Genomic DNA, 24,174 nt, shown 5'->3' with positions numbered 1-24,174 from the left:
CTTGCTGAAAACTAAGAACGAGGTAACCGAAGTGCCTATCGGCAAGGTCAAGTGGTTCGACACTGGTAAGGGTTTTGGTTTTCTGGCCACGGATGAGGGGCAGGAAGTATTCCTTCATGCCTCGGCCCTGCCAGCAGGAGTCAGCGAGGTTAAGCCCGGCACCCGCATGGAGTTCGGCGTAGCCGACGGCCGGCGCGGCCCGCAGGCCCTTTCCGCACGCATCTTGGAAGCACCGCCGTCGGTTGCCAAGGCCACCCGCAAGGACGCCGAAGACATGGCTGTGATTACCGAAGACCTGATCAAACTCCTTGACGGAATCTCCAACGGCCTGCGCCGCGGGCGCTACCCGGAAAAGAAACATGCCGCCAAGGTGGCCGCAGTCCTGCGCGCCGTCGCTGACGACCTGGATGTATAAGGTTCGCGTACTGAAGTGACTATGACACCGGTAACCCCCTCTCCCGATACGTCTCCGGAACCCGGATCCGACCAGGCAGCTCCCGCGGCCCGGCGGCGGGCTCCGCGCCGTCCCGGTAAACCCGACGCCGTCCTGGCCGCAGCAGTGGCTGAAGCACGTGCCGGCCTGCTGGAGGTCGCAGCTGAAGAAGAAGTGGGCGAGTACGTGGGCGCCGTTGCGGATGCCGAGCGCCTGGTAACCCACCGGTTCGCGGCCCTGCGTCCCGGTTACCGCGGATGGCAGTGGTACTCCACGGTTGCGCGGATGCCCAGAAGTAAAAAGGTGACGGTCAGCGAGGTGGGTCTGCTGCCGTCCGAGGATTCCCTGTTGGCGCCTGAATGGGTGCCGTGGTCCGACCGGCTGCGGCCCGAGGATATCGCCGCCGAGCAGGAACAGCAGGCGAAGGAGCAGGCCGAACAGGAGGCCCGCGACGCGCTGGAACAGGCTGAGCCCCGGCAGGACGGGCAGCAGTCCTCCACTGACGCGACGGGTGCCGGGGAGGACGACTAACCCGTGACGGTTGCGGCAACAGGTTCATCAATCCCGCAGGGGGCGCTGAACTGATGTTCCGTTCCCTACGCATCTTTAACTACCGGATCTGGTTTTTCGGTGCCCTGGTCTCAAACATCGGCACCTGGATGCAGCGGACCGCACAGGACTGGCTGGTCTATGACATCCTCACTGACCAGAATGCGGCAGCGATGGGCATTGTCATGGCCCTGCAGTTGGGCCCCCAGCTGCTGCTCGCCCCCTGGTCCGGACTGATTGCGGATACCTACAACCGCCGCAAGGTCCTGCTGCTGACCCAGATCAGTATGGGCGGTCTCGGCCTCGCCCTGGGCCTGCTGGTTCTCTCCGGCCATGCCGAGCTGTGGCATGTCTACGCGTTTGCCATGGCATTGGGGATTGTTTCCGCCATTGACGGTCCGGCACGGCAGGCTTTTGTGTCCGAAGTGGTTTCGGAACGGGATCTCCCGAACGCCGTGGCCCTGAACAGCGCCTCCTTTAACGGGGCACGGATGATCGGCCCCGCCGTCGCGGGCCTGCTGACCGTGGCCGTCGGCCCGGGGCTGGTCTTTATCCTCAATGCCCTGACCTTCGGCGCCATGGTGGTGGCCCTGCTGAAGATGCGTGCCGGGGAACTGCGGGCCATGCCGAAGGCGGCCGCCGGCAAGGGGCGCATCCGGGCGGGGCTGGCCTATGTGCGCCACCGGCCGGACCTGATGATGGTGATGCTCGCCATTTTCATTGTCGGCACGTTCGGCATGAACTTTGCCATATATATAGCGGCAATGGCGCGCACGGAATTTGGCCGCGATGCAGGGGTCTTCGGGGTGCTCAACTCAGTGATGGCGATCGGCTCGGTATCCGGTGCCTTACTCTCCGCCCGCCGGGACCGGCCACGGCTGCGGTTTGTTTTCGGCGCCGCGGGTGCCTTCGGGTTCGCCTGCATCCTTTCCGCCGCCGCACCCAACCTGATCCTGTTCGCACTCTCGCTGATCCCGGTGGGGCTGTTCGCCCTCACACTGATGACCAGCGCCAACGCCTATGTGCAGACCACCACCGCACCTGGAATGCGCGGGCGGGTGATGGCGCTGTATTTCGCGATCTTCATGGGCGGAACGCCGCTGGGCGCCCCGGTGGTCGGCTGGGTCTCCAACGCCTTCGGTCCGCGCTGGAGCCTGGGGGTAGCGGCCGCTGCCGGCATTGTGGCGGCCACACTGGGCTTTGTCTGGGCGTGGCGGACCTACGGAATGCGGTTCCACTATGACCGCAGCCTGCCGCGCCGCCTGAGCATGACCACAGACATCCCGGAAAAGGCGCAGGACCCGGACAACGCCTAGCGTCCGGGTCCTGCGCCTGATGCTGCTGGCCTGAAGGGTCAGGAATGCTCGATCACGTAGTCGATGCAGTTCAGCAGGGCACTGACATCATCGGGTTCGATGGCAACAAAGGTGGCAATCCGCAGCTGGTTGCGGCCCAGCTTGCGGTAGGGCTCCACATCCACCACGCCGTTGGCACGCAGGGTCGCAGCGATGGCGGACGCGTCAATGCTGTCATCGAAATCGATGGTGGCAATCACGTTTGAGCGGTCCTCGGGCCGGGCGACGAACGGTGTGGCCACCGCGGATTTCTCCGCCCAGGAGTATATGCGGCCGGCGGATTCGGCAGTGCGGCCGGCGGCGAAGGCCAGCCCGCCGTTGGTGTTGAGCCACTGGACCTGCGAGTTCAGGGTCACCAGAGTGGACAACGACGGCGTGTTGTAGGTCTGGTTCAGCCGCGAGTTATCAATGGCCGTCTGCAGGTTCAGGAAGTCGGGGATCCAACGGTCGCCGGCGTTGATCCGCGCCGCACGCTCCAGCGCGGCAGGGGAGAACATGCCAAGCCACAGCCCGCCGTCGGACGCGAAGTTCTTCTGCGGCGCGAAGTAATACACATCGGACTGGGCCAGGTCCACGTCCAGCCCGCCGGCAGCGGAAGTGGCGTCAATGAGGACCAGGGAGCCGTCGTCGGCGCCCTGCACCCGCTGGACCGGAGCTGCTACGCCGGTGGAGGTCTCGTTCTGCGGCCAGGCGTAAACATCTACGCCGGGCTCGGCCACGGGCTGCGGCCGGGTACCCGGTTCGGCCTTGATGATGCTGGATGCGGAGAGGAACGGCGCCTTGTTGGTGGCGGCGGCGAACTTGGAACCGAACTCACCGAAAGAGAGGTGCTGGGCCTTGTTCTCCACCAGGCCGAAGGAGGCAATGTCCCAGAAGGCGGTGGACCCGCCGACGCCGAGGACCACTTCATAACCCTCGGGCGCCGAGAACAGGTCGGAGAGGCCGTTACGGATGCTGCCTACAAGGTTGCGCACGGGTGCCTGGCGGTGGGAGGTGCCCAGCAGGCTGCCTCCGGCCTGCGCAAGCGCCTCGATCTGTTCCGGGCGGACCTTGGACGGTCCGGCGCCGAACCGGCCGTCGCGGGGCAGGAGTCCGGCGGGAATCTTCAGTGCGGCGGTATCGCCCATTGGTTATCGCTCCAAGCGTGTCAGGGGAAAGCGCGTATGCAATTCCATTCTGCCGCACCCTCCTCCACCGGACGATTTATGACCCCGGCCACGGGAGGATGTGCTGCAGGCCGGGCAATTTACGGGGCGTCGGGCGAATAGGCTAACGTGTTGGCGTACACCCGGGGCAGCGGTATGTTGTCCTCCTTTCTTCCTTAGTAGGAGCGGCCCGTCATGACGGATCTCATTGACACCACTGAGATGTACCTCAGGACCATCCTGGAACTGGAAGAGGAAAACATTGTTGCCCTGCGGGCGCGGATTGCCGAACGGCTGCGCCACTCAGGCCCCACCGTGTCCCAGACAGTTGGGCGGATGGAGCGCGACGGCCTGGTGGTGGTCGCGGGAACCCGCAGGCTGGAGCTGACCGAACTCGGCCGGCGCCGTGCCACGGAGGTCATGCGGAAGCACCGGCTGGCCGAACGCCTGCTGGCCGATGTGATCGGCCTTGACTGGGCCTACGTCCACGACGAGGCCTGCCGGTGGGAGCATGTCATGAGTGAACGGGTGGAACGGCGGCTCTACGAGCTGCTGGGACGCCCCACCGAATCCCCCTACGGCAACCCCATCCCGGGCCTGGAAGCGATCGGCGGCGTAGCCTCGGAGGTCTTCAGTTCAGGAGTCAATGACCTGGTCTCCATGGTCGCTGAAGCTGTGCCGGGCGCCCCGCTGAAGCTGGTCCGCCTGGCCGAGCCCATCCAGGTGGAGCCCGAACTGCTGTCCCAGCTGGACGAAGCAGGCCTGCGGCCCGGCGCCCGGATCACCGCGGAAGAAGTGGGCGGGTATATCTCAGTCCGTGTGCCCGGCATTGAAGGGGCCCTGGAACTGCCTGCGGAGGTTGCGGCGCACGTCTTCGTGTCCCACGCCGGGTAACGGAATGGTCACTTTTGTGGCGTTTACCCTATAGTGAGTTCCTGACGTTGAAACACCATCGTTATCCGGTCCGTCCGCCGAGCCCTGCCAGCGGACCGGAGTACCAACCGTTCAGGCAGGGGCGGAGGACCCACTTTCCGGCAGCACAGCTGCCTTGGGGTGAAGCCTTCCGGACGCCGACAGCCGTGCACGCCCAGCCGCCTGCACGCCGCCGGACCGGAGGCCGAGTTTCTCTACTCGAATCCGACAGCTAACTTCGTAGGCGATCCAAGAGAGGGAATTACTTGTCGAAGCATGCTGCTTCGGGCCGGCGCCGTGCGTCTGCTCCTGTTACGCCTGCGCGTCAGCGCAACTCAACGTCCTCCGGCCGCCGGCGGGCTGAAACCAAGACCATCTCCGTTGGGGGAGCCGCCCAGAAGGTTGCCATTACCGCTGCCACGTCGGGCCTGATCCTCACCGCGGCCCTGCCGACGACGGCGGCTGCCGGGGACCCCGCAGTGCAGCCGGAACCGGTTGCAGCGACAAGTACGCCAGTACAGGCTGACCCGAATGCCAATGTCGGCTTCGCCCGGGCAGGTTTGAGCAGCGCCTTCGATCCGGACGCCAAACTCGCCTCGGTTACGGTTGCTGCCGGCAGCACGGTGGTTCCCGCCGCCGCCAAGGGCACACTCTCCACTCCGCTGGACGCCGCCCTGATCGAAACCTCCGGGTTCGGACACCGCGTCAGCCCCATCACCGGTGAAGCCGGCGAAATGCATAATGGCCAGGACTTCGCTGCAGCCTGCGGCACCGCCGTAAATGCCGCTGCCTCCGGCACGGTCGTTTTTGCCGGCTGGCACCCCTATGGCGGGGGCAACCGTGTGGTGATTGACCACGGCAACGGCGTAGAGACCACGTACAACCACCTGTCCAGCGCAGCAGTCACCGTGGGTACCGAAATCAAGCGCGGACACCTGGTGGGCGCAAGCGGAACCACTGGCGCTTCCACCGGCTGCCACCTGCATTTTGAGGTCGTAGTTAACGGCGAAGTAGTCGACCCGCGGGACTGGTTGTAACCGGACGAATATCGTTTCGTGATCGGAACGTGACATAGAGCAAATGTTGCTGTACGCTCGTCCTCGTGCCTGATTCGCCAACGATCGGGCACCTTCGAACAGATCGCCGAGCTCTGCCACTGTTTGAAGTCCGTTCGCAGAATCGCATGGCAGAGGCGGGGGAACCAATTTCGGGTTTCGAAAGAAACCCTTGGGGTTAAGTTGCAAAGGCCATTAGGCCGGGCAACCGGGTGACTCCCATCCGAATCCGACAGCTCACCTCGTAGGCATTGGGAGAGGCAAACTTGTGTCATCACACGCTCATGGCCGCCGTCGCGCTGCCACCGTACAGACCAACCCGATCACCGCGCTATCCAAGGCAGTCAGCTCCAACGCCGGTACCGTAGGCCGCCAGGCCGCCGTCGTAGTAGCAGCATCCGGCCTCGTGCTGGCTGCAGGACTTCCTGCACAGGCTTCCTCCGTCAACACGGACCGCCAGGCACTTGAGGCAACCACCCTGAACTTCGTGGACGGCAGCGTCACCGCTCCCGCCAACGCCCCCTTCGCTCTGCAGCTGGCCGCTACCGCCGGTTCCATCGATGGATCCGAATACCGCGCACAGGTTGCAGCAGAAGAAGCAGCAGCAACCGCAGCAGCCGAGCAGGCAGCTGCACAGGCTGCCCAGGCAGCACAGACCGCCGCTGCAGCAACCGCACCCGCAGCTGCCCCGGCCGCTGCCGGTGCCGCCGTTATGACGGCTTCCTCCACTCCTGCCGCACCCGCACCGGAAACCGCTGCTCCCAGCAACGTCGGCGCGGCCCTGGTCGCCTCGGCCTACGGCCAGATCGGCGTTGCCCAGGATTGCACCGCCATGGTTGAAAACGCACTGCGCTCCGTCGGCAAGTCCGTCGGCGATCTGGCCCCGGGCCAGTTCTTCCAGTTCGGCGCAGTTGTCGGCAGCCCGCAGCCCGGCGATCTGGTCATCACCGGTGGCCACGTCGCGATCTACGTCGGCAACGGCCAGGTCATCAGCGGCGGGCTGAACGGTATGAACACCGGCCTGCACAGCCTCTCCGACCTGCCGGGCGCCAGCTTCGTCCGGGTCAGCTAAGCCCAGTTTTTCGAGAGCCGGAGAATCATGACCTCGACAACTGAGCGCGCCCGCCACCGGGCGCCGGTGGAACGCACCACTACGCTGAACGCACTCGCCGGTGCCGTGAGCGCCAACGCAGGAACAGTGGGCCGCCAGGCCGCTGTTATTGCCGCGGCCTCGGGGCTGGTACTGACAACCGGCGTTGCCGCCAATGCCTCCGGTGCGGAGACCCTGCGCGATGTCCGCACCAGCAACCTGAACCTTTCCGCGGCCCAGCCCGTCCAGGTACCGGAGACCATTCAGGTCTCCTTCGAACGGGACGGGATCAACGGTGTGATCACCGCTCCCGAGCCTGTGCCGGCCGAGACGCCCACGCTGACCGTACAGGCCCAGGAAGTAGTTCCCGCCACGGCCAACACCAATGCCCAGGGCGGCGCCGCCACCGGTGCCGCAACTGCAGCACCGGCCGCGGCAACCCCGTCACCGGCACCGGAAGTTCCTTCCGGAGTTGGCGCAACCATCGCGGCCGCAGCTTACGCCCAGCTTGGCGTCAGCCAGGACTGCACCATGCTGGCCACCAATTCGCTGGCTGCCGCAGGCATCAACTTCCACGGATGGCCGGCCGGCTACCTGTCCCTTGGACGGACGGTCAGTGCAGCCGAGGCCATGCCCGGAGACCTGATCTACTACGCCGACGGCGGCATGGGCATGGCCCACATTGCCGTCTACGTAGGCGGCGGACAGGCAGTACACGGCGGGTTCAACGGAAACAGCACAGTGGTTGCTCCGGCGGAGCTTGGCTCCGGCGGCGTTTACATCCGCGTAGGCGGCTAATACCCCTGCACATCAACGCACTGCCTGAGTGCGGGGCGTGAGTTTGTAAGACAGTCTGTAAGACCACGGCAAGGCTCCTCCTTCGGGGGGAGCCTTCCGGCTTTAATCCATTCCTTTTAACCCGCCCGGCCCGTCTAACCCCTCCGGCCCTTTGATACACCCGCACCCCGCCGTCGTCGCTGGGGCGGGGAAGCGGAGCGGGGGAGTGGTGTGTCCGCCGGGGTTTTGCGCGTGAAAATGGCCAAGTTGCGAATCCCGGCATACTCTTGCATAGACAATCCGAAGTGCCGTTTGCGGAACGGTGTCTTGTACTCACCGGTTCGTGGGCGGCAGATGAAGAGGTATGTGCATGCGCACTCTCGTTCTGAATGCTGGATACGAACCGCTGGCCGTGATTACCTTCCGCCGGGCCCTGGTACTGGTCCTCAACGGAAAGGCAAGCGTGGTAGCCGAGAGCGGTGAACCCGTGGCCGGGCCAAATGAGATTTTTCCCCGGCCCTCCGTGATCCTGCTGCACCGTTATGTGAAAATTCCCTACCGCGAGGGCACTGTTGCCACCCGCCGGGGAGTACTGCGCCGGGATAACCATGAATGCGCTTATTGCGGCAAGGCTGCGGCGACGGTGGACCACGTAGTGCCCCGCTCCCGCGGCGGAGATGACAGCTGGGAGAATCTCGTAGCCTGCTGCCTGCGCTGCAACAACACCAAAGGGGATAAGACCCTGGCGCAACTCGGGTGGCAGCTGCGCATTTCGCCCAAGGCGCCCTGCGGCGCCCGCTGTCAGATCCGTGAACTGGAACGGCCGTCCCCGCAATGGGACCCCTTCCTGCAGAATGACACGGCTGCCTGATGCCCGGACCCCCGGATCACGCGGCAATTATCCTGGCCGGCGGCCGCTCCAGCCGCCTGGGCGGTGTGCCCAAGGCACTATTGCTGGCGGACGGTAAAACGCTGCTGGAAACCACCCTTGCCGCGGTGCCCGACGCGCGGCCGGTATACGTCGCCGGTCCGCCTGAGCTGGCCCCGCTCCTGGCCCGGTCTGCACCGGAGGCGGTGCTGGTCCGTGAAGAACCCGCCTTCGGCGGACCGGCAGCAGCAGTGGCGGCCGGCATCCTGGCCATGACCGATCCGCCCGAATGGACGCTGGTGCTGGCCTGCGACATGCCCGGTATCGCGGCCGCCGTAGAGACACTGCTGTGCTCAGCGACGGGATCCGAGAGCCTGCTGGCGGTGGACGCCGAGGGATATATGCAGCCACTTGCAGGGATCTACCGTACGGCGGACCTGCTCTCCGCAGTGAATGTTCCTGCGCCCGGACAGCTGACAAACATGTCGATGAAGGGGCTGCTTGCTAGGGTGCAATGGAGGGGTGTGCAGGTTTCCCCCATGAGTACGGCCGATGTTGACACCTGGGCGGACGCGACGTCCCTGGGTGTGAGCGCCACGGACATGCAGCAGCACAGCCTGCGGCATGGACCCAGCGAAGCGAAGGAGCACGAATGGCAAGCCAGCAGGAACAACTCGAAGCATGGAGCGGCAGGTTGCTGAGGGCCCTTGAGCTCGAAGGCACTCCGGTGGAGGTTTCCGCCGTCCTCGACCTCGCGGCAGCCGCGGCACATAGCGTGGTGCGTCCGGCGGCGCCGTTGACCACCTTCATCGCGGGTTACGCTGCGGGCATGGCAGCAGGCAGCGGCCAGGCGGATGACGCGGTGGCCATGCGTTCGGCGATGGCGGTGGCGGCCGGCGAATGCGCCGGCGCAGCTGCAGAGAAAGGGGGAATGGAATGAGTGAACCCTCGGTTCCTGTCATCCTCCCCGTGCAGCCCAACGCGTCCTGGGCCCAGGCCCGGCATGCCGCGTACGCCGCAGCCCGTCCGTTGCCCTATGAGACGGTACCCCTGGACGAAGCCCTGGGGCGGATCCTCGCGCTGGAAACCGCTGCGCTGCAGCCCGTGCCGCATTACGCCTCGGCGGCCATGGACGGGTGGGCTGTGGCCGGCCCGCCGCCCTGGACGGTCATCACCACCAAGGAACCGGAAGTAGAGCGCTGGCAGATTCACCGCGAATCCGGGCGCCGGGCACTGCAGCCCGGCGAGGCCGTGGCCATCCTTACGGGCGGACTCATCCCAGAGGGCGCGGATTCGGTGCTGCGTTCGGAAAGCGGTACGGTGTCCGGCGATGAAGTGCCGGTGCTGACGCTGAATGACCGTGCGGAAGGCGTCCAGCCCCGGCAGGGTGAACACATCCGTCCGGCCGGCGAGGAAGCATCGGCAGGCGAAACCACCATCCCGGCAGGGAAGCTGCTGAATCCTGCGCACATCGCCCTGGCCGCCGTCTGCGGGCACGATACCCTCCCCGTACTGCGCTCCCCGCGGGTTTCCCTGCTGCTGACCGGCGACGAGGTGATCGAAGCGGGGCTGCCTGAACCGGGCCAGGTCCGGGACACGTTCGGGCCGCAGCTGCCGCAGCTAATCACCATGCTTGGCGGACGGGTGGACGTGGTGCGGCGCCTGCCGGACCGGCTCGAGGAGGTAGTGGCCGCACTCAGCAGCGAGGAGGCCAATGACGAACTCTCCATTGCAATGTCCTCCGGGGACGTGCTGATCACCACCGGTGCCACGGGGCGCTCCGAGGCAGACCATCTGCGCCGGGCCCTGGAGGAAGTGGACGCCGAGCTGCTGATCGACGGCATTGCCATGCGGCCGGGACATCCCACCATGCTGGCAAGGCTGAGGGACGGCAGGCTGCTGGTGGCGCTGCCTGGCAACCCCCTGGCTGCGATGATGGCGGTCTTCACACTGGTTCAGCCGCTGCTGGACGGGCTGCGCGGCGCACCGATTTCCCGTGAGCGGCATGTGCTGGCGGGAGTGGACCTGGAGCCGCTGCCGGGCAGGACGCGCCTGGTTCCGTGCACCATCCAGGAGGACCGGGCCATGCCCTCGCCGTATTTCCGCTCCGGCATGCTCCGTGGGCTGGCTGAAGCCGATGCAGTGATGGTGGTCCCCGCGGAGGGCTGCATCCGTGACCAGGCGGTTATGGCCCTTCCACTGCCGTGGCAGGTCAACCAGGCCCCCGCGGGCTAGGGCCGGCACGCAAACGCAACAGGTACTACTGCACAGGGAGGCATTATGGGACGGGTTACCCAACGAGGACGGGTTACGCGGTTCCGGCTGGACGGACATACCGGCACCCGCGAGGACGTGCTGGCGGGGGAGGAGCCGCTGGAAATACGGCTGAACGGCACCTCCTTTACCGTCACGATGCGCACCCCTGGCGACGACTTCGATCTGGTGGCCGGTTTCCTGGTCTCCGAAGGAGTGATCTGGGAGCCCGGCCAGCTCATCAGCCTGCGCTACTGCGCAGGGGTGGATGAGGAAGGGAAACAGACCTTCAACGTTGTCGACGTCCAGCTGCGTCCCGGTACCGCGCTGCCGGACACCGGCATGGAGCGGCACGTCTATACCTCCAGCTCATGCGGGATCTGCGGCACAGCCTCCATTGAGGCCGTGCGTAAGTCCTCGCACTTTGACGCCGCGGGTGACAACGTCAGGCTGCCCCTGCAGATGCTGGCGGAGCTGCCGGACCGGCTGCGGGAGGGACAGAAAGTCTTCGACCGCACCGGTGGCGTACATGCAGCCGGACTGTTCAGCGCGGAGGGTGAGCTGTTGTGCCTGCGCGAGGACGTGGGCAGGCACAACGCCGTAGACAAGGTGGTTGGATGGGCGCTGCGGGCAGGAATGCTTCCCCTGCGCGGCGCCGTACTCCAGGTCTCCGGACGGGCATCCTTTGAACTGGTGCAGAAGGCCCAGCTCGCCGGCATTCCCGTATTGGCCGCCGTCAGCGCACCGTCCGCCCTCTCCGTAGAGCTGGCCAAGGATGCAGGGATGACCCTGATCGGCTTCAGCAGGGGCAGTTCCCTGAACTGCTATTCCGCACCGGAGCGGATTGTCGCTCCGGTGCCTGCCGCGCTCTGACGCCGGAGCGGCGGCCCGGGCGGGCGGCCGGCCGGCGGCCCGGACCGGCAGGGGAGGCTCGTCGGCCGGATTAGCGGGAAGCCGGCAGCAGGACAGTGGCGGTGGTGCCCTTGCCCTCCGTGGAGACGATGCCCAGTTCGCCGCCGTGCTGCAGGACTATGTCCTGCACAATGGCCAGTCCCAGGCCGGTGCCCGGAATGGCAGCGGTGGTGGCATTGGACGCCCGGAAGAACCGGCGGAAAAGGTTCGGCAGGTCCGCATCAGGAATCCCGATGCCCGTGTCGCTGACCTGGACCCGGATACTGTTGCCGGCGGCGTCGGGCCTCACCTGCTGGGCGCGGATGTGCACGGACCCGCCGGTGGGCGTGAATTTCACGGCGTTGGAACACAGGTTGGTGAAAACCTGTTCCAGCTGGGCGCGGTCACCATCCACCAGCAGCGGCTCCGGGGAGGGCTCGAAGCGCAGGTCCAGGCTGTTGGCCCGGGCGGCGGGCGCCAGGGAGGCCGCGACGGAGCGCAGCAGCTCATCCAGGTCAACCTCCTCCACTTCCAAGGTGTTCTCATCCGCGTCATGCCGGGAGATGGTGAGCAGATCCGTGATCAGCTGGTTGAGCCGTACGGCGTTGCGGCCGACAATCTTCAGCATCTGGGCGACGTCATCGGGAAGATCGGCGCCGGAGTCTTCCAGAATGAGGTCCAGATAGCCCGTGATGGAGGTCAGCGGAGTGCGCAGTTCATGGTTTACGGTGGCCACGAAGTCCGTTTTGGCCCGGTCCAGTTCCCGCTGTCGCTTGAGCACCATCCGCTGGGCGGTGATCAGGTTCCCCTGCACCAGACCGTGGGCCAGGTTCCCGCTGGCGTGCTGGATGAGTGAAATCTCGGTACTGGTCCACTCCCGGGCGCTGCCTTCACCTGCAAGCCACAGCAACCCGAAGGACTTATCCCCGTGGCCCAGCGGGGTCACCAGGGAGGTCCGCAGGCCCGCCGCAGCGGACGCCGGACTCAGCTGCACCGGTTCGTCGCCGGCCGGTGCGCGGTGGTCTTCCACCGCCAGCGCGTGTCCGCGTTCCCACAGCCGGTCCGCCAGTTCTCCGGCAGTGTGGCCCGCCAGCGCAGGAATGGCCCCAACGGTGCCGTCCCTGCTCCAGGACAGGTTGAGCTCAGGCACCCGTTCATCGGGAAAGGTCACCAGCAGGACGTGGTCTGCTTCGAAGGCGGTGCCCAGCCCGTGAACCATAACCTCGGCCATCTGCTGCGGGTCATTGGTGGAGCGGATGGAAGCAGAGATGCGGCGGGTATCCGCACGCATCCGGGCGGTGGCCATCCGGCGTCCGCGGCGGGCCTGGGCAGTGGTGAGGATGAGGTTGACCCGGCGGGCAAGATCCTGCGGGTCTACGGGACTGGGCACAAAGTCGGCAATGCCCAGCTCCACCATCAGTTCCACGTCCAGTCCGGCTTCACCGGTTACCAGGATCACGGGAAGTTTGGTCATGGACCGCTCATGCCGGACGCGCTTGAGCATGTCCATTCCGGCAATCTGGCGGACCGTGGAATCCACTACGGCCAGGGCCGGCGGGGCCTTCCGGGCGGCGTCGATGGCCTCGTCAAGGTTTCGCACCGCAACGGCGTCCAGCCCGGCAGCCGCAAGGATTCCCGCCACGACGGAAAAAACGCCGGGCTCCTCAACGGCCACAAGGGCCGTAGGGCGCCGGGCGGTGCCGTCCATAGAGGAATCGTCCTCGGGGACGGCCACGGGTTTTAGCGCCGGAGACATAGCGGCCTTTCGTCGGTGCCCGGGGCAGAAAACCGGGCAGCGATTGGAAGTGTATCAGCGCAGACAGCCAAAACAGTGACTTGTTTCATGGCGGGCGCGAGGATGTCGCGGGCCGGTTTCAGCCCCTGGCGATAGGCCCGGACGCGGGCGCACGGAGGCTTAAGCTGGAACGTGCAGATAACGGAGGAAAACACATGAGCATGGAAGGCGCCGCGTGGAGTTCGCTCCACAAGATTTCCCGCGGCAGCGGCACGGATAACAAGATTTCCAAGGACACGCTGGGCCGGATTGTCCGGTTCGCTGCCCCTTACCGGTTCCGGCTCCTGGGCTTTGTGCTGCTTTCCGTAGCCGGCGCGTTCCTGGCCGTGGCCACCCCGGTCCTGGCCGGTGAGGTGGTCAACTCCATTGTGGCCGGGACCGCCCCCGGGGTGGTGATCCGCCTCGCCCTGCTGATAGCCGCCGTTGCGGTGGCCGACGCCGCCGTGTCGCTGGCCACCCGCTGGTTCTCCTCGCGGATCGGGGAAAGCGTCATCCTTGACCTGAGGACGGCGGTATTCGACCACGTCCAGCGGATGCCGGTGGCGTTCTTCACCCGGACCCGCACCGGCGCCCTGGTCAGCCGGCTGAACAATGACGTCATTGGCGCCCAGCAGGCGTTCAGCGGCACCCTGTCCGGCGTGGTGAGCAACGTCGTCGCCCTCATCCTTACCCTGATTGTGATGCTCGGGACCTCCTGGCAGGTCACCGTCCTGGCCATGTTGCTGCTGCCGGTGTTCCTGCTGCCGGCCCGGCGGATGGGCGGACGGCTGGCGGCCCTGCGCCGGGAGGCAGCCAACCACAATGCCTCCATGGGCACCCAGATGACCGAGCGGTTTTCCGCACCCGGGGCAACCCTGATCAAGCTCTTTGGCCGCCCTGACGCGGAGTCCCGCGAGTTCGCGGTACGGGCCGCCCGGGTACGGGACATCGGCGTGAAAATGGCCATGATGCAGGCGGTCTTTGTCACCGCCCTGACACTTGTCTCTGCCCTGGCCCTGGCCCTGGTGTACGGTCTTGGCGGCTACCTGGCGCTGACCGGAAGCCTGAACACGGGCGACGTGGTCACCCTGGCCCTGCTGCTCACCCGGCTCTACGCACCGCTGACGTCGCTGGCCAACGCCCGGGTGGAAATCATGAGCGCGGTGGTCAGCTTCGAGCGTGTGTTCGAGATCCTCGATCTGCGCCCGCTCATCGCCGAGAAGGAGAAGCCGGCACCGGTGCCGGACGGCCCGCTGGCCGTGGAGTTCGACGACGTCCGCTTTGCCTATCCCACCGCAGAGAAGGTCTCGCTGGCATCGCTGGAGGACGTGGCCGTGCTGGATACGCGCGGCGGTGAGGAAGTGCTGCACGGAATCTCCTTCCGCGTGGAGCCGGGGCAGACCGTTGCACTGGTTGGCACCTCGGGCGCCGGCAAATCCACCATCGCCCAGCTGCTTTCCCGGCTGTACGACGTCGATTCCGGCGCCGTGCGCTTCTCCGGCACCGATGTGCGGGACCTGAGTTTCGCAGGCATCCGCGGGGCGCTGGGCATGGTCACCCAGGACGGGCACCTGTTCCACGAGACCATCCGCGCCAACCTGCTGCTCGCCAATCCGGAAGCGGGGGAGGAACAGATCTGGGACGCGCTGCGCCGTGCCCGGCTTCAGGACATGGTCCGGTCCCTGCCGGACGGCCTGGAAACCATGGTGGGGGAGCGCGGTTACCGTCTGTCCGGCGGTGAGCGACAGCGCATGACCATTGCGCGCCTGCTGCTGGCCCAGCCGCGGATCGTCATCCTGGACGAGGCAACTGCCGCCCTGGATTCAACCTCCGAAGCAGCCGTACAGGCGGCCCTGGGGGAGGCGCTGCAGGGACGCACCGCCGTCGTTATTGCCCACCGGCTTTCCACCATCCGCAACGCGGACCGGATCCTGGTGATTGAAGACGGCCGGATTGCCGAGCAGGGCACGCATACCGAGCTGCTGGCACGCGGCGGACGCTATGCGGAGCTGTACAACACACAGTTCGCAACGGAACCGGCCACGGACGGACACCTTGAGGAGAATCCCGCCGGCAGGCCATAAGCGCCGGCCGGCGGCGCTCCGCCGCCGGTCCGCTGCCGCCTACCGGGGCATCTGGTCCTGGACGTCCCGGTAATAATCCTTCAGCGCCAGGTCCGCGGCCGCCTCACGGTCCAGGACGAACGTTGCGTGCGGATGCATCTGCAGCACCGAGGCCGGACACATGCTGGCCAGCGGCCCCTCCACCGCCCGGGCCACAGCCTGCGCCTTGGCTTTACCGTTGGCCACCAGCAGCACCGTCCGCGCCTCCATGATGGTGCCCAGCCCCTGGGTGAGGCAGAGGGAAGGCACCTGGGTCACATCGGCAAAAAACCGTGCGTTGTCCCTGCGGGTGGCGGACATCAGGGTCTTCACCCGGGTCCGCGACGCAAGGGATGACGTCGGTTCGTTGAATCCGATGTGCCCGTTCCGTCCAATGCCCAGAATCTGCAGGTCGATCCCGCCCGCGGCCTTAATGGCAGCCTCATAGTCCAAGCAGGCAGCAGCAAGATCCGCAGCGCCGCCGTCAGGGACATGTACCCTGCCCGGATCCAGGCCCAGTCTGTCGGTGACTTCCCGGCGGATCACTGCGGCATAGCTCTCCGGATGGTCCGGCGCCAGGCCTACGTACTCGTCCAGGGCGAAGGCGCTCAGAGCCGAGAGCTCCGGGCTGCGGTGGCGTTCGAGTGCCTTGTAAATGGCCAGGGGAGAGGAACCGGTGGCCACGCCCAGCGTCTTGACGGTGCCGTGGCTGACGCCGCGAAGGATCACCCCGGCGGCATATTCTCCGACCTCCGCGGCACTGTCCAGAACAACAACCTGCATGGCTCTACCTTCCGGCGCGTTCCCGGGCCCCGCCGGCCGTTTTGACCGGCGCTACGATCACCCTGGTGCCGCGGCTTTCAAACTCGGCCTTCTCGCTATCGGTGATCCCGCTGTCAGTAATCAGATTGCTGAACACATACCCGTTGAGCGTGGCGAAGCTTCGGGTGCCGATCTTGGAGGAGTCCGCCACGATGTACGTCTCCGACGCACGCCGCGAGATCAGCGAGTTGACCGCTGCTTCGCCTTCATCGCTGACGGTGGGCCCCACTTCGGCGTCGAGCCCGTTGACCCCCACAAAAGCGAAGTCCAGTGCCACCCGCTGCAGGATGACGTCGGTGTACGGGCCCACCAGTTCGTACGAGCGGGGGTTCACGGTGCCGCCGGTCACCATCACGCGGATATTGGGCCGGACCACCAGCTGTACCGCGATGTTGATGGCGTTGGTGACCACGGTCAGTGTGGGTTTGCTCGAGGGTTCCATCAGGTCCCGGCGCATGCCCAGCGCGTGGGCGATGGCGGTACTGGTGGTGCCGCCGCACAGGCCGATGACGGCGCCCAGCGGGACCAGGGCACTGGCGGCCTGGGCAATGGCCTGCTTCTCGGCCGTATGGTCATCCCGGGTGTACCTGGTGGGCAGGTCGTAGGCAACAGCCTCCATTGTGGCCCCGCCGCGGGTGCGGGTCAGGAGCCGCTGTGCGGCCAAAGCATCCAGGTCCCGGCGGGCGGTGGCGGGCGAGACGTTCAGCTCAGCCATGATCTCGTCCACCTGCACGCGCCCGCGCGCCGCCAGGAGATCGAGGATGGCGTTGAGGCGCTCGGTCTTTTCCATGGTTTTTCAGCCTTTTTCCACAACGGTTGTCCCGGTCAGGGCGAACAGGGACAACAGGCGCCCGGCCTCGGGGGCCAGGGCCCGGCGGCCCGCGGAAAGGTACTTGCGCGAGTCGACAAGATCCGGATGGTCTCCAAGCATCTGGCGCACGGCACGGGTGAAGAAACCGTTCAGATGGGTGGAAACATTAATCTTAGTCATGCCGGCGGAGATGGCGGCGACCAGCATGCTGTCCGGCACCCCGGAGGAGCCGTGCAGCACCAGCGGGACATCCAGGGCGTTTTTCAGCTCCCGGATCAGCTCGAGGTCCAGCTGTGCGCTCCGGCTGGTCATGGCATGCGAGGACCCCACCGCAACGGCCAGGGCATCGACGCCGGTGGACAGGACAAAGTCCGCCGCCTCGAAGGGATCAGTCCGCACCCCCGGGGCATGCGCTCCGTCCTTGCCGCCCACTTCCCCCAACTCCGCCTCCACGAAGACATCCAACGGCTCGGCATGTTTGACCACACGGGCGGTAGCGGCAACATTCTCGCTGTAGGGCAGGGCCGCGCCGTCAAACATCACCGACCCGAAACCAAGCTCCAACGCCTGGTGGACCAGGGCTTCGTCCTCCGCGTGGTCCAGATGCAGGGCCACCGGGACCGTGGCACCATCAGCCACCGCCAGGCAGGCAGCCGCCAGCGGCTTCAGGGCACCGTGGTACGTGGCGCAGTTCTGCGAAATCTGCAGGATCACCGGCAGCCCGGCGGCTTCGGCGCCGGCGACAATGGCCTCGGCGGTTTCGAGATGCAGGACGTTGAAACTGCCGATTCCGGTGCCGGCCGCCACAGCGTTTTCCATCAGGATCCGGGTAGGGGTGAGACCCATTAGTTTTTCTCCAATGCAGTATTTAGATGGGCGTCCGCGGTGCCGGTGCGGTGCCTGGTAACGGTGATCTGCCGCAGCAGACTGCGGTGCTCGGCGGAGATTTCGCCTGCTGCCGGCATCAGCACAGCTGCCGCAGACCAAGCGGCCGCCGTGCGCAGCATCTGCTCCAGGTCCCGGTTCCCGGACGCCAGATGGACGGCGAGGGCGGCCACGGCTGCGTCGCCGGCGCCGGTTGGATTGCCGGGCAGGCTGCGGCCCAGCCGCGCGTGCAGGTAGGACTCGGGATCTGCCGCGGAAAAGGCCAGCAATCCGGCCTCACCGCAGCTGAGGAAAACGGTCTCCGCGCCGGCCCTGAGAAGCCGGAGCACGCCCTGGTGCGGATCATCCTCGCCGGTGGCCTCGCGCAGCTCGTGATGGTTGGGCTTCAGGGCGAAGACCCCGGCCTCAGCCGCGCGGATCAAGTCCGGCCCCGAGGTGTCGATGATGCAGGGGATGCCGTATCCGGCGGCTGCCCGCACGAGACCGGGATAAAACCCCGGGGGAGCCTGGGGCGGCAGGCTGCCCGAGCCCACCAGCACGCCGGCGCGGGGGAGCAGCTGCCCGATGTGAACGCTCAGGTCCTGCCATTCACCGCCCTCTAGCGGGTAACCGGTTTCATTGAAGATGCTGGTGATGCCGGCGCTTTCGTCGACAAACGCCATGCTCCGCCTGGTCGGCGCCGCCACGGGAACGAGATGGTGCGGAATACCGGCATGCTCAAGGTCCTCGCGGTAGCGGGCACCGGAAGAGCCTCCACTGGTGGCAACGGCGAGCGTCCGCGCGCCCAGTTGGTGGGCCACCCGGGCCACGTTCATTCCCTTGCCTCCGGCGCGGACGGCCGGCGGCGGCACCCGATGGCTGGAACCGGGAACAAGCGCCGGCACGGCATAGGTCTCATCCAGCGCCGGATTGGCCGTGACGGTCAGCACCGTACGGACGGCCGGGTTCACAGCGGTTGTCCGGTCAGGCCGCGCGCGTGCAGGGCAGCGCCCATGAGCCCGGCATCCTGGCCGAGGACGGAAACCCGGATCCCTGGCCGGCGGTGGAAGGAGAGCCGGCTGTCGACGGCGCGGCGCAGCGGCCCGGTCAGATCGCTGCCGGCCTGGGAGAGGCCGCCGCCGAGAATGACGGCTTCGGTGCCCAATACCGCGACCAGGTGGCAGATGCCATCGGCCAGGCCCTCCACCGCGTCTGCCCAGACTCCTGCTGCGTCGGCGTCGCCGTTGTGTGCGGCGTGCAGCACCTCTTTTGCCCCGGCGGCGGCCCTGCCGGTGCGTTCCGTATACCGGCGGACTATGGCCCCGGCGGAGCCCACCGTTTCGAGGCAGCCGTGGGCACCGCAGGCGCACAGAGTGCCCGTGGGAACGGCGGCATGGCCGATTTCCCCGGCATAGCCGCCGCCCCGCACCCGCCGTCCGTCACTGAACACGGCTCCGGCAATGCCGGTGCCGATGATCAGCACCACCGCGTCGCGCAGTCCCTGGCCGGCGCCGAGGCGCATTTCGGCCTCGCCGGCCAGTCCGACGTCGTGCCCGAAAGCTACGGGCAGCCCGGTCTCCTCCCGGAGCCGCTGGGCGAAGGGGTAATCCCGCCACCCCAGGTTCGCCGAAAAAAGGCCGGTTCCGGTGCCCTCATCCACCAGTCCGGGTACCACCAGTCCCAAAGCCTGCACGGACACCTGCGGATAGTCCCGGGTGTACCGCTGGGCCAGGGCGGCAACCTCCTTCACCACCGCGTCGCCGGGGCGGGCCGGATCGCGAGGCGTCGGCATCCGCAGGAGGGAGTGGAACTTTCCGCTCCCGTCCTGCAGGGCTGCCTTCATATCGGTTCCACCCACGTCAAAGGCGAGGACAGACCCGCCGGCGGGGGAGGAGGCTGCCGGTGCGCTCATGTGCCCGGCTGGCCTTCCAAGATGACGGAACGGGTCAGGCTGCGCGGGCGGTCGGGATCGAGCCCGCGGCCCACGGCACGTTCCAGGGTGAGCTTGTGGATGCGGACCAGCTCGGCAAGGGGATGGCGGGTGGAATGCTCGAACCGTGCGCCCGCCTGTCCGACGTCGGAGCGCAGGCCCTCGGGTTCCTCTCCCAGCAGCCAGGTCACCCGGCCGGGCGCGGCAATCGCGATCGGGCCGTGCCGGTATTCCATTGCGGGGTAGGACTCGGTCCAGCCCTGTACCGCTTCACGCATTTTCAACGCAGCTTCGTGGGCCAGGCCAACGGTCCACCCGCGGCCAAGGAAGCTGAACTGCTCCGCGTCCAGCAGTTCCTCCGGGACAGGTTCAGCCAGCACGGCGCGTGCGTCTTCGACCGCAGGCGCCAGGTCCGTACCGAGGGAGGTCAGAAGATAGGCCAGCGCCGCGGTGGCGAACCGGGTCTGGACCACCGAGGACTCATCTGCGTAGGGCAGGGCAACCACGGATCCGGCCAGTTGGGCTGCCGGCGAATCCAGGTCCCCGAGCAGCACTGTGGTGGGGACTGCGTTGTCCAGTTCGGCGAGGAGGCTTAGTACCTCGGTGGTGGTGCCGGAACGGGTGATCGCTACGACGGCGTCATATCCGCGGCGGGTAACAACCGATGCCTCGGAAGCAGCGAAGGCGTCGGTTTCGCCGAGGCCGGCTTCCTCCCGGGCCGCCGCGTAGGACTGGGCCATGAACCAGGACGTGCCGCAGCCGACAACGGCTACGCGCTTGCCCGCGGCAGGCAGGAGCCTCTCCGCACGCGCCTGTCCAATTGCACGCTCCCAGACATCCGGCTGCGAGAACAGCTCCTCGCGCATCCACTGGCCGGGCGCCGAGGCGGCGGGTGCTGCGTCGGTGAAGGAAATTGGCATGTAGGTGCTCCTGTGTGCAGCGGGCCGGCTTTCCGGCAATCAATGTTGCTCAATGATGGACATTGATTGCTTAGCTTGTCTAGTGATCATGAAAAACCATGGAGGCTCCGATCATTTTTGACCCAGGTTTTGCCGGAATGGCGGCATTTTCCCGAGAAACAGCGAGAAATCTGCAGAAAAAAGTCTTGACGGCGACGCATCCTCGGGTAAGTATTCTCTCAACTGACTGATGAACACTGATTACAGACAACTCCTAGTTATCAGATTCCGTCATAGCTAACGGGCATCCGGTCGTTTTACCGCCGGCAGCAGCTGGCACCGTTTCGCGGTCCCACGGCCGTGACTATTGAAAGAGGATTCAATGAAGAGCAAAGTTCGCATCGGCCTGGTGGCCCTGGCCGCCACCGGCGCCCTCGCGGTTTCCTCCTGTGGGTTCGGTGGCGGCGGTTCCGGTGAAGGGGATGCCAGCTCCCTGGACCTGCTTGTTCCCAGCTATTCGGACGGAACCAAGGCCCTCTGGGAAGGCGTCATCGAGGACTTCCAGGCCGAGAACGAGGGAATCAAGGTAAACCTGCAGGTGGAATCGTGGGAGAACCTCGAGTCCGTCCTGCAGACCAAGATCCAGGCCGGCGAGGCTCCGGATATCTACAACGGCGGTGCCTTCTCGGCCTTCGCGGACGAGGGATTGCTGTATCCGGCAGAAGACATTGCGTCCGAGGAAACCATCAGCGATTTCCAGGAATCCTTCGCCGAGAATGAAGCCCTCGACGGCACGCAGTACGGCCTGCCGCTGATCGCCTCGGTCCGTGCGCTGTTCTACAACCAGGACCTTTTTGACGCCGCGGGTGTCACGGCACCTCCCACCACCTGGGATGAGCTGCATGCTGCCGCGAAGAAAATCTCGGATACAGGCACCCCCGGCTACGGCATGCCCCTGGGCTCTGAAGAGGCGCAGGGCGAAAGCCTGATCTGGTTCGCCGGTAACGGAGGCGGCTTCGGCAGCGAATCCGAGATCACTGTCAACTCGCCGGAGAACCTCGAAGCCGCCGAGTTCATGAAAAAGATGATTTCCGACGGCGTGACGCAGCCGGATCCGGGAGCAACCCAGCGCACGCCCATGATCAATGTTTTCGCCCAGGGCCAGATCGGCATGGTCTACGCCCTGCCGCAGACGGTGGGCCAGATTGAGGAAGAGAATCCCGAGCTCAACTACGGAGTGACCACGGTCCCCACCAAGAGCGGTGAGCCTGCAACGCTTGGCGTTGCCGACCGGCTGATGGCCTTCAAGAACGATGAGGACAAGCAGGAAGCCATCACGGCCTTCATGGACTTCTTCTACTCGGAGGACAACTACGTGGACTGGGTGCAGACCGAGGGTTTCCTGCCCACCACGAAGAGCGGTTCCGAAGCCATGGCCAGTAACGAGGACCTCGCACCGTTCCTGGACATGCTGCCCAGCGCAAAGTTCTACCCCACCACCAACCCTGCCTGGAACAGCACGGACGGCGCCTTCAAGTCCCTGATGGGCCAGCTTGAAGACCAGGATGCAAAGACCGTCCTGGATCAGATCCAGTCCAAGGCAGACGCAGCCTGACCCCGGCCCGAAGGGGCCGCCGCTCCGGTTCGAAGCGGCGGCCCCTTCCTGTTCCAGAACGGTTTCACATTATGAGCAGCACACTTCGGCATCCGGGAGTGCGGGCCGGCAGGCCGCGGGGCAGCGAAAGCATCTGGGCCGCCCTGCCCTGGATCGGCCCGGTCCTGGTCCTAATCTTCGGCATCGTCATCTTTCCCGCCGGCTACATGATCTACAGCTCCACCAGGCGCATCAGCCAGGCGGGAACGAACGTGGAGGGTGTGGGCCTGGCGAACTTCCAGACAGTGTTCACGGATCCCAACCTGCCGCGGATCCTGCTCAACACCGTGGTCTGGGTTGCCGTGGTGGTGACCCTGACGGTCATCATCTCCCTGGCGCTGGCAAACTTCCTGAACAAACCCTTCCCCGGCAGGACCCTGGTCCGGATGGCGGTGGTGGTTCCCTGGGCTGCCAGCGTGGTCATGACCACCACGGTGTTCTATTACGGATTGGACCGGGACTACGGCATCATCAACAAGTTCATGGTCGACATTGGGCTGATGGATGCCGCCTACGGGTTCACTAAAAACACGACCACCGCCCTGGCCGCGGCCATTATTGTCGGTGTGTTTGTCTCCCTCCCGTTCACCACCTATACCCTGCTGGCCGGAATGCAGGCGGTACCCGGAGATGCTCTCGAGGCCGCCAAGATGGACGGTGCCGGTCCGGTCCGCACCTACTTCAGTGTGGTGCTGCCCCAGCTGCGCGGCGCGCTCGCCGTCGCCGTACTGATCAACATCATCAACGTCTTCAATAACCTGCCCATCCTGAGGATCATGACCGGATCCATTCCGGGCTACAGTGCCGACACCCTAATGACCTACATCTTCAAGGTGCTGCAGTTTGACCGGCGCCTGGATGTGGCGAGCGCGCTCAGCGTGGTTAACTTCGCCGTCGTCCTGGTGATCGTGGCGGTCTACGTGAAGATCGTCAAACCTATGAAGGAGGTCTGAAATGGCCGTGACAGCCCCCGCAGTTCCCCCGGTTGCCGCACCCGTACGGCCCCGCCGGAAGCGGTACGGGACTGACAACGTCAGCGGCCGCCGCATGTGGGGACGGACCGCCATCGGCGCTGTTATCGCACTTGTTTTCCTGACCCCGTACCTGATCATGCTGGTGGGCTCCCTGAAGACACGCTCGGAAATCCTCTCGGTTCCGCCCGAGTACCTGCCGCAGGACGGCCTTCAGCTGGGGAACTACCAGTCCATGTGGGATACCCCGGAAACCCCGCTGACCTACAACCTGCTCTCCACGATCATCATCGCGGTATTCGCTACCTTGCTGGTGCTGCTGGTGGCCACCCCCGCCGCGTACTACACCGCGCGTTTCCGCTTTCCCGGGAGGATGGTCTTCCTCTTCCTGGTGATCGTGACCCAGATGCTTCAGCCGGCCGTTCTGACCGCCGGGCTGTTCCGGCAGATGCTCTGGCTTGACCTTAATGACACCTGGGTTGCGATGATCCTGATCAACGCCGCCTTCAACCTCTCCTTTGCCCTCTGGATCATGCACAGCTTCTTCGCTGCCATCCCAAAGGAAATCGACGAGGCAGCGCAGATCGACGGCGCGGGACGCCTGAAGGTACTCTTCCGGATCAACCTGCCGTTGGTCTGGCCGGGCATTGTTACTGCCGTGATTTTCACCTTTGTTTCGTCCTGGAATGAATTCGCCGCCAGCCTGGTGATTATGTCCACCGCGGAGAACCAGCCGCTCTCCGTTGCGCTGACCAAATTCATCGGCCAGTACGCCACCAGCTGGCAGTATGTCTTCGGCGTCTCCATCGTGGCCATTGTGCCGGTGATTATTCTCTTTGCCGTGATCGAGAAGCGCCTCATCGGCGGGCTGACCGCCGGGGCCGTCAAGTAGACGGAAGAGCGTTCAGGGCGTGGGGTCCTTAAAGGAAAAAGTGCCCCCGGCCGGAATCGAACCGACGACCTGCCCTTTAGGAGAGGGCCGCTCTATCCTACTGAGCTACGGAGGCAAACCGCCGGGA

General features: G+C 65.7%; 24 protein-coding genes, 1 tRNA gene and 2 riboswitches. Of the genes, 16 read left to right on the top strand and 9 right to left on the bottom strand.

The window, feature by feature from the left end; all coding sequences use genetic code 11:
* The first annotated feature begins 31 nt into the window (after positions 1–31).
* From AC5RVB_RS03795 to AC5RVB_RS03785, 3 genes are read left to right on the top strand one after another with little or no spacing between them, the layout of a single operon-like run.
* Positions 32–415 carry a cold-shock protein gene (locus AC5RVB_RS03795; RefSeq protein ID WP_227905763.1) on the top strand — a complete coding sequence of 128 codons (384 nt, stop codon included), beginning with the start codon at positions 32–34 and terminating at the stop codon, positions 413–415.
* Between the two features lie 21 nt (positions 416–436).
* Entirely contained in the window at positions 437–964 is a 528-nt protein-coding gene (locus AC5RVB_RS03790) for a DUF3027 domain-containing protein (RefSeq protein WP_227929238.1), read from the top strand.
* Positions 965–1,017: 53 nt separating this feature from the next.
* Entirely contained in the window at positions 1,018–2,298 is a 1,281-nt protein-coding gene (locus tag AC5RVB_RS03785; RefSeq protein ID WP_227905764.1) for an MFS transporter, read from the top strand.
* A 38-nt stretch (positions 2,299–2,336) separates the two neighbouring features.
* Here AC5RVB_RS03785 and serC read toward each other — a convergent pair whose 3' ends face one another.
* Positions 2,337–3,464, bottom strand: a complete 1,128-nt coding sequence (serC, locus tag AC5RVB_RS03780; protein WP_227905765.1) for a phosphoserine transaminase — start codon at positions 3,462–3,464, stop codon at positions 2,337–2,339.
* 213 nt (positions 3,465–3,677) lie between these two features.
* On the opposite strand from serC, the gene AC5RVB_RS03775 reads away from it, so the two are divergent.
* The 9 genes from AC5RVB_RS03775 to fdhD all read left to right on the top strand — a co-directional run bounded on the left by AC5RVB_RS03775 (position 3,678) and on the right by fdhD (position 11,310).
* The gene (locus tag AC5RVB_RS03775; RefSeq protein WP_227905774.1) at positions 3,678–4,376 is read left to right on the top strand and encodes a metal-dependent transcriptional regulator; all 699 of its coding nucleotides are present in this window, start codon (positions 3,678–3,680) and stop codon (positions 4,374–4,376) included.
* Positions 4,377–4,467: 91 nt separating this feature from the next.
* Positions 4,468–4,657: riboswitch (cyclic di-AMP (ydaO/yuaA leader) on the top strand.
* A 3-nt stretch (positions 4,658–4,660) separates the two neighbouring features.
* The gene (locus tag AC5RVB_RS03770; protein WP_494142001.1) at positions 4,661–5,431 is read left to right on the top strand and encodes a M23 family metallopeptidase; all 771 of its coding nucleotides are present in this window, start codon (positions 4,661–4,663) and stop codon (positions 5,429–5,431) included.
* A 125-nt stretch (positions 5,432–5,556) separates the two neighbouring features.
* Positions 5,557–5,714, top strand: a riboswitch (cyclic di-AMP (ydaO/yuaA leader).
* 3 nt (positions 5,715–5,717) lie between these two features.
* Positions 5,718–6,521: an NlpC/P60 family protein gene (locus tag AC5RVB_RS03765; protein WP_227905778.1), complete on the top strand. Its 804-nt coding sequence runs from the start codon at positions 5,718–5,720 to the stop codon at positions 6,519–6,521.
* 27 nt (positions 6,522–6,548) lie between these two features.
* Complete coding sequence (locus AC5RVB_RS03760) at positions 6,549–7,337, top strand: NlpC/P60 family protein (RefSeq protein WP_227905780.1); 789 nt, start codon at positions 6,549–6,551, stop codon at positions 7,335–7,337.
* A gap of 349 nt (positions 7,338–7,686) precedes the next feature.
* Entirely contained in the window at positions 7,687–8,187 is a 501-nt protein-coding gene (locus tag AC5RVB_RS03755) for an HNH endonuclease (protein WP_494142000.1), read from the top strand.
* A complete protein-coding gene (mobA, locus tag AC5RVB_RS03750; protein ID WP_290245683.1) occupies positions 8,187–8,885 on the top strand; it encodes a molybdenum cofactor guanylyltransferase in 699 nt (232 codons plus the stop codon). The genes AC5RVB_RS03755 and mobA overlap by 1 nt, the downstream gene beginning before the upstream one ends.
* The gene (locus AC5RVB_RS03745) at positions 8,837–9,124 is read left to right on the top strand and encodes a DUF6457 domain-containing protein (protein ID WP_494141999.1); all 288 of its coding nucleotides are present in this window, start codon (positions 8,837–8,839) and stop codon (positions 9,122–9,124) included. Before mobA ends, AC5RVB_RS03745 begins: the two co-directional genes overlap by 49 nt.
* The gene (locus AC5RVB_RS03740; RefSeq protein ID WP_227905789.1) at positions 9,121–10,419 is read left to right on the top strand and encodes a molybdopterin molybdotransferase MoeA; all 1,299 of its coding nucleotides are present in this window, start codon (positions 9,121–9,123) and stop codon (positions 10,417–10,419) included. The genes AC5RVB_RS03745 and AC5RVB_RS03740 overlap by 4 nt, the downstream gene beginning before the upstream one ends.
* 45 nt (positions 10,420–10,464) lie before the next feature.
* On the top strand, positions 10,465–11,310 hold the full coding sequence (gene fdhD, locus AC5RVB_RS03735) for a formate dehydrogenase accessory sulfurtransferase FdhD (RefSeq protein WP_227905792.1): 846 nt from the start codon (positions 10,465–10,467) through the stop codon (positions 11,308–11,310).
* A gap of 70 nt (positions 11,311–11,380) precedes the next feature.
* On the opposite strand, the gene AC5RVB_RS03730 is transcribed toward fdhD, so the two are convergent.
* The gene (locus tag AC5RVB_RS03730; RefSeq protein WP_494141998.1) at positions 11,381–13,084 is read right to left on the bottom strand and encodes an ATP-binding response regulator; all 1,704 of its coding nucleotides are present in this window, start codon (positions 13,082–13,084) and stop codon (positions 11,381–11,383) included.
* A gap of 194 nt (positions 13,085–13,278) precedes the next feature.
* On the opposite strand from AC5RVB_RS03730, the gene AC5RVB_RS03725 reads away from it, so the two are divergent.
* Positions 13,279–15,186: an ABC transporter ATP-binding protein gene (locus tag AC5RVB_RS03725; RefSeq protein WP_227905797.1), complete on the top strand. Its 1,908-nt coding sequence runs from the start codon at positions 13,279–13,281 to the stop codon at positions 15,184–15,186.
* Positions 15,187–15,225: 39 nt separating this feature from the next.
* On the opposite strand, the gene nagB is transcribed toward AC5RVB_RS03725, so the two are convergent.
* From nagB to AC5RVB_RS03695, 6 genes are read right to left on the bottom strand one after another with little or no spacing between them, the layout of a single operon-like run.
* Positions 15,226–15,987, bottom strand: coding sequence for a glucosamine-6-phosphate deaminase (gene nagB, locus AC5RVB_RS03720; protein ID WP_227905799.1), 762 nt, complete (start codon positions 15,985–15,987; stop codon positions 15,226–15,228).
* Positions 15,988–15,991: 4 nt separating this feature from the next.
* On the bottom strand, positions 15,992–16,816 hold the full coding sequence (locus tag AC5RVB_RS03715; protein ID WP_227929195.1) for a DeoR/GlpR family DNA-binding transcription regulator: 825 nt from the start codon (positions 16,814–16,816) through the stop codon (positions 15,992–15,994).
* Between the two features lie 6 nt (positions 16,817–16,822).
* Positions 16,823–17,683 carry a class II fructose-bisphosphate aldolase gene (locus AC5RVB_RS03710; protein WP_227905801.1) on the bottom strand — a complete coding sequence of 287 codons (861 nt, stop codon included), beginning with the start codon at positions 17,681–17,683 and terminating at the stop codon, positions 16,823–16,825.
* A complete protein-coding gene (locus AC5RVB_RS03705) occupies positions 17,683–18,672 on the bottom strand; it encodes a 1-phosphofructokinase family hexose kinase (protein WP_494141997.1) in 990 nt (329 codons plus the stop codon). The genes AC5RVB_RS03710 and AC5RVB_RS03705 overlap by 1 nt, the downstream gene beginning before the upstream one ends.
* Entirely contained in the window at positions 18,669–19,613 is a 945-nt protein-coding gene (locus tag AC5RVB_RS03700; protein WP_494141996.1) for an ROK family protein, read from the bottom strand. The genes AC5RVB_RS03705 and AC5RVB_RS03700 overlap by 4 nt, the downstream gene beginning before the upstream one ends.
* The gene (locus AC5RVB_RS03695) at positions 19,610–20,551 is read right to left on the bottom strand and encodes an SIS domain-containing protein (RefSeq protein ID WP_494141995.1); all 942 of its coding nucleotides are present in this window, start codon (positions 20,549–20,551) and stop codon (positions 19,610–19,612) included. Before AC5RVB_RS03695 ends, AC5RVB_RS03700 begins: the two co-directional genes overlap by 4 nt.
* Positions 20,552–20,912: 361 nt before the next feature.
* Here AC5RVB_RS03695 and AC5RVB_RS03690 point away from each other — a divergent pair, with 361 nt between their 5' ends.
* From AC5RVB_RS03690 to AC5RVB_RS03680, 3 genes are all read left to right on the top strand, one after another.
* Positions 20,913–22,145: an extracellular solute-binding protein gene (locus tag AC5RVB_RS03690; protein ID WP_227905814.1), complete on the top strand. Its 1,233-nt coding sequence runs from the start codon at positions 20,913–20,915 to the stop codon at positions 22,143–22,145.
* Positions 22,146–22,216: 71 nt separating this feature from the next.
* Positions 22,217–23,137, top strand: coding sequence for a carbohydrate ABC transporter permease (locus AC5RVB_RS03685; RefSeq protein WP_227905815.1), 921 nt, complete (start codon positions 22,217–22,219; stop codon positions 23,135–23,137).
* Position 23,138: 1 nt separating this feature from the next.
* Positions 23,139–24,047 (top strand): carbohydrate ABC transporter permease, encoded by a 909-nt coding sequence (locus tag AC5RVB_RS03680; protein WP_494141994.1) that lies wholly within the window; start codon positions 23,139–23,141, stop codon positions 24,045–24,047.
* Between the two features lie 41 nt (positions 24,048–24,088).
* Here the strand turns inward: AC5RVB_RS03680 and AC5RVB_RS03675 are convergent.
* A tRNA-Arg gene (locus AC5RVB_RS03675) sits at positions 24,089–24,162 on the bottom strand.
* Between the last annotated feature and the right edge of the window lie 12 nt (positions 24,163–24,174).

Source organism: Arthrobacter sp. Y3225209, from assembly GCF_059090685.1.
This window is presented reverse-complemented; position numbering and strand designations above follow the sequence as displayed.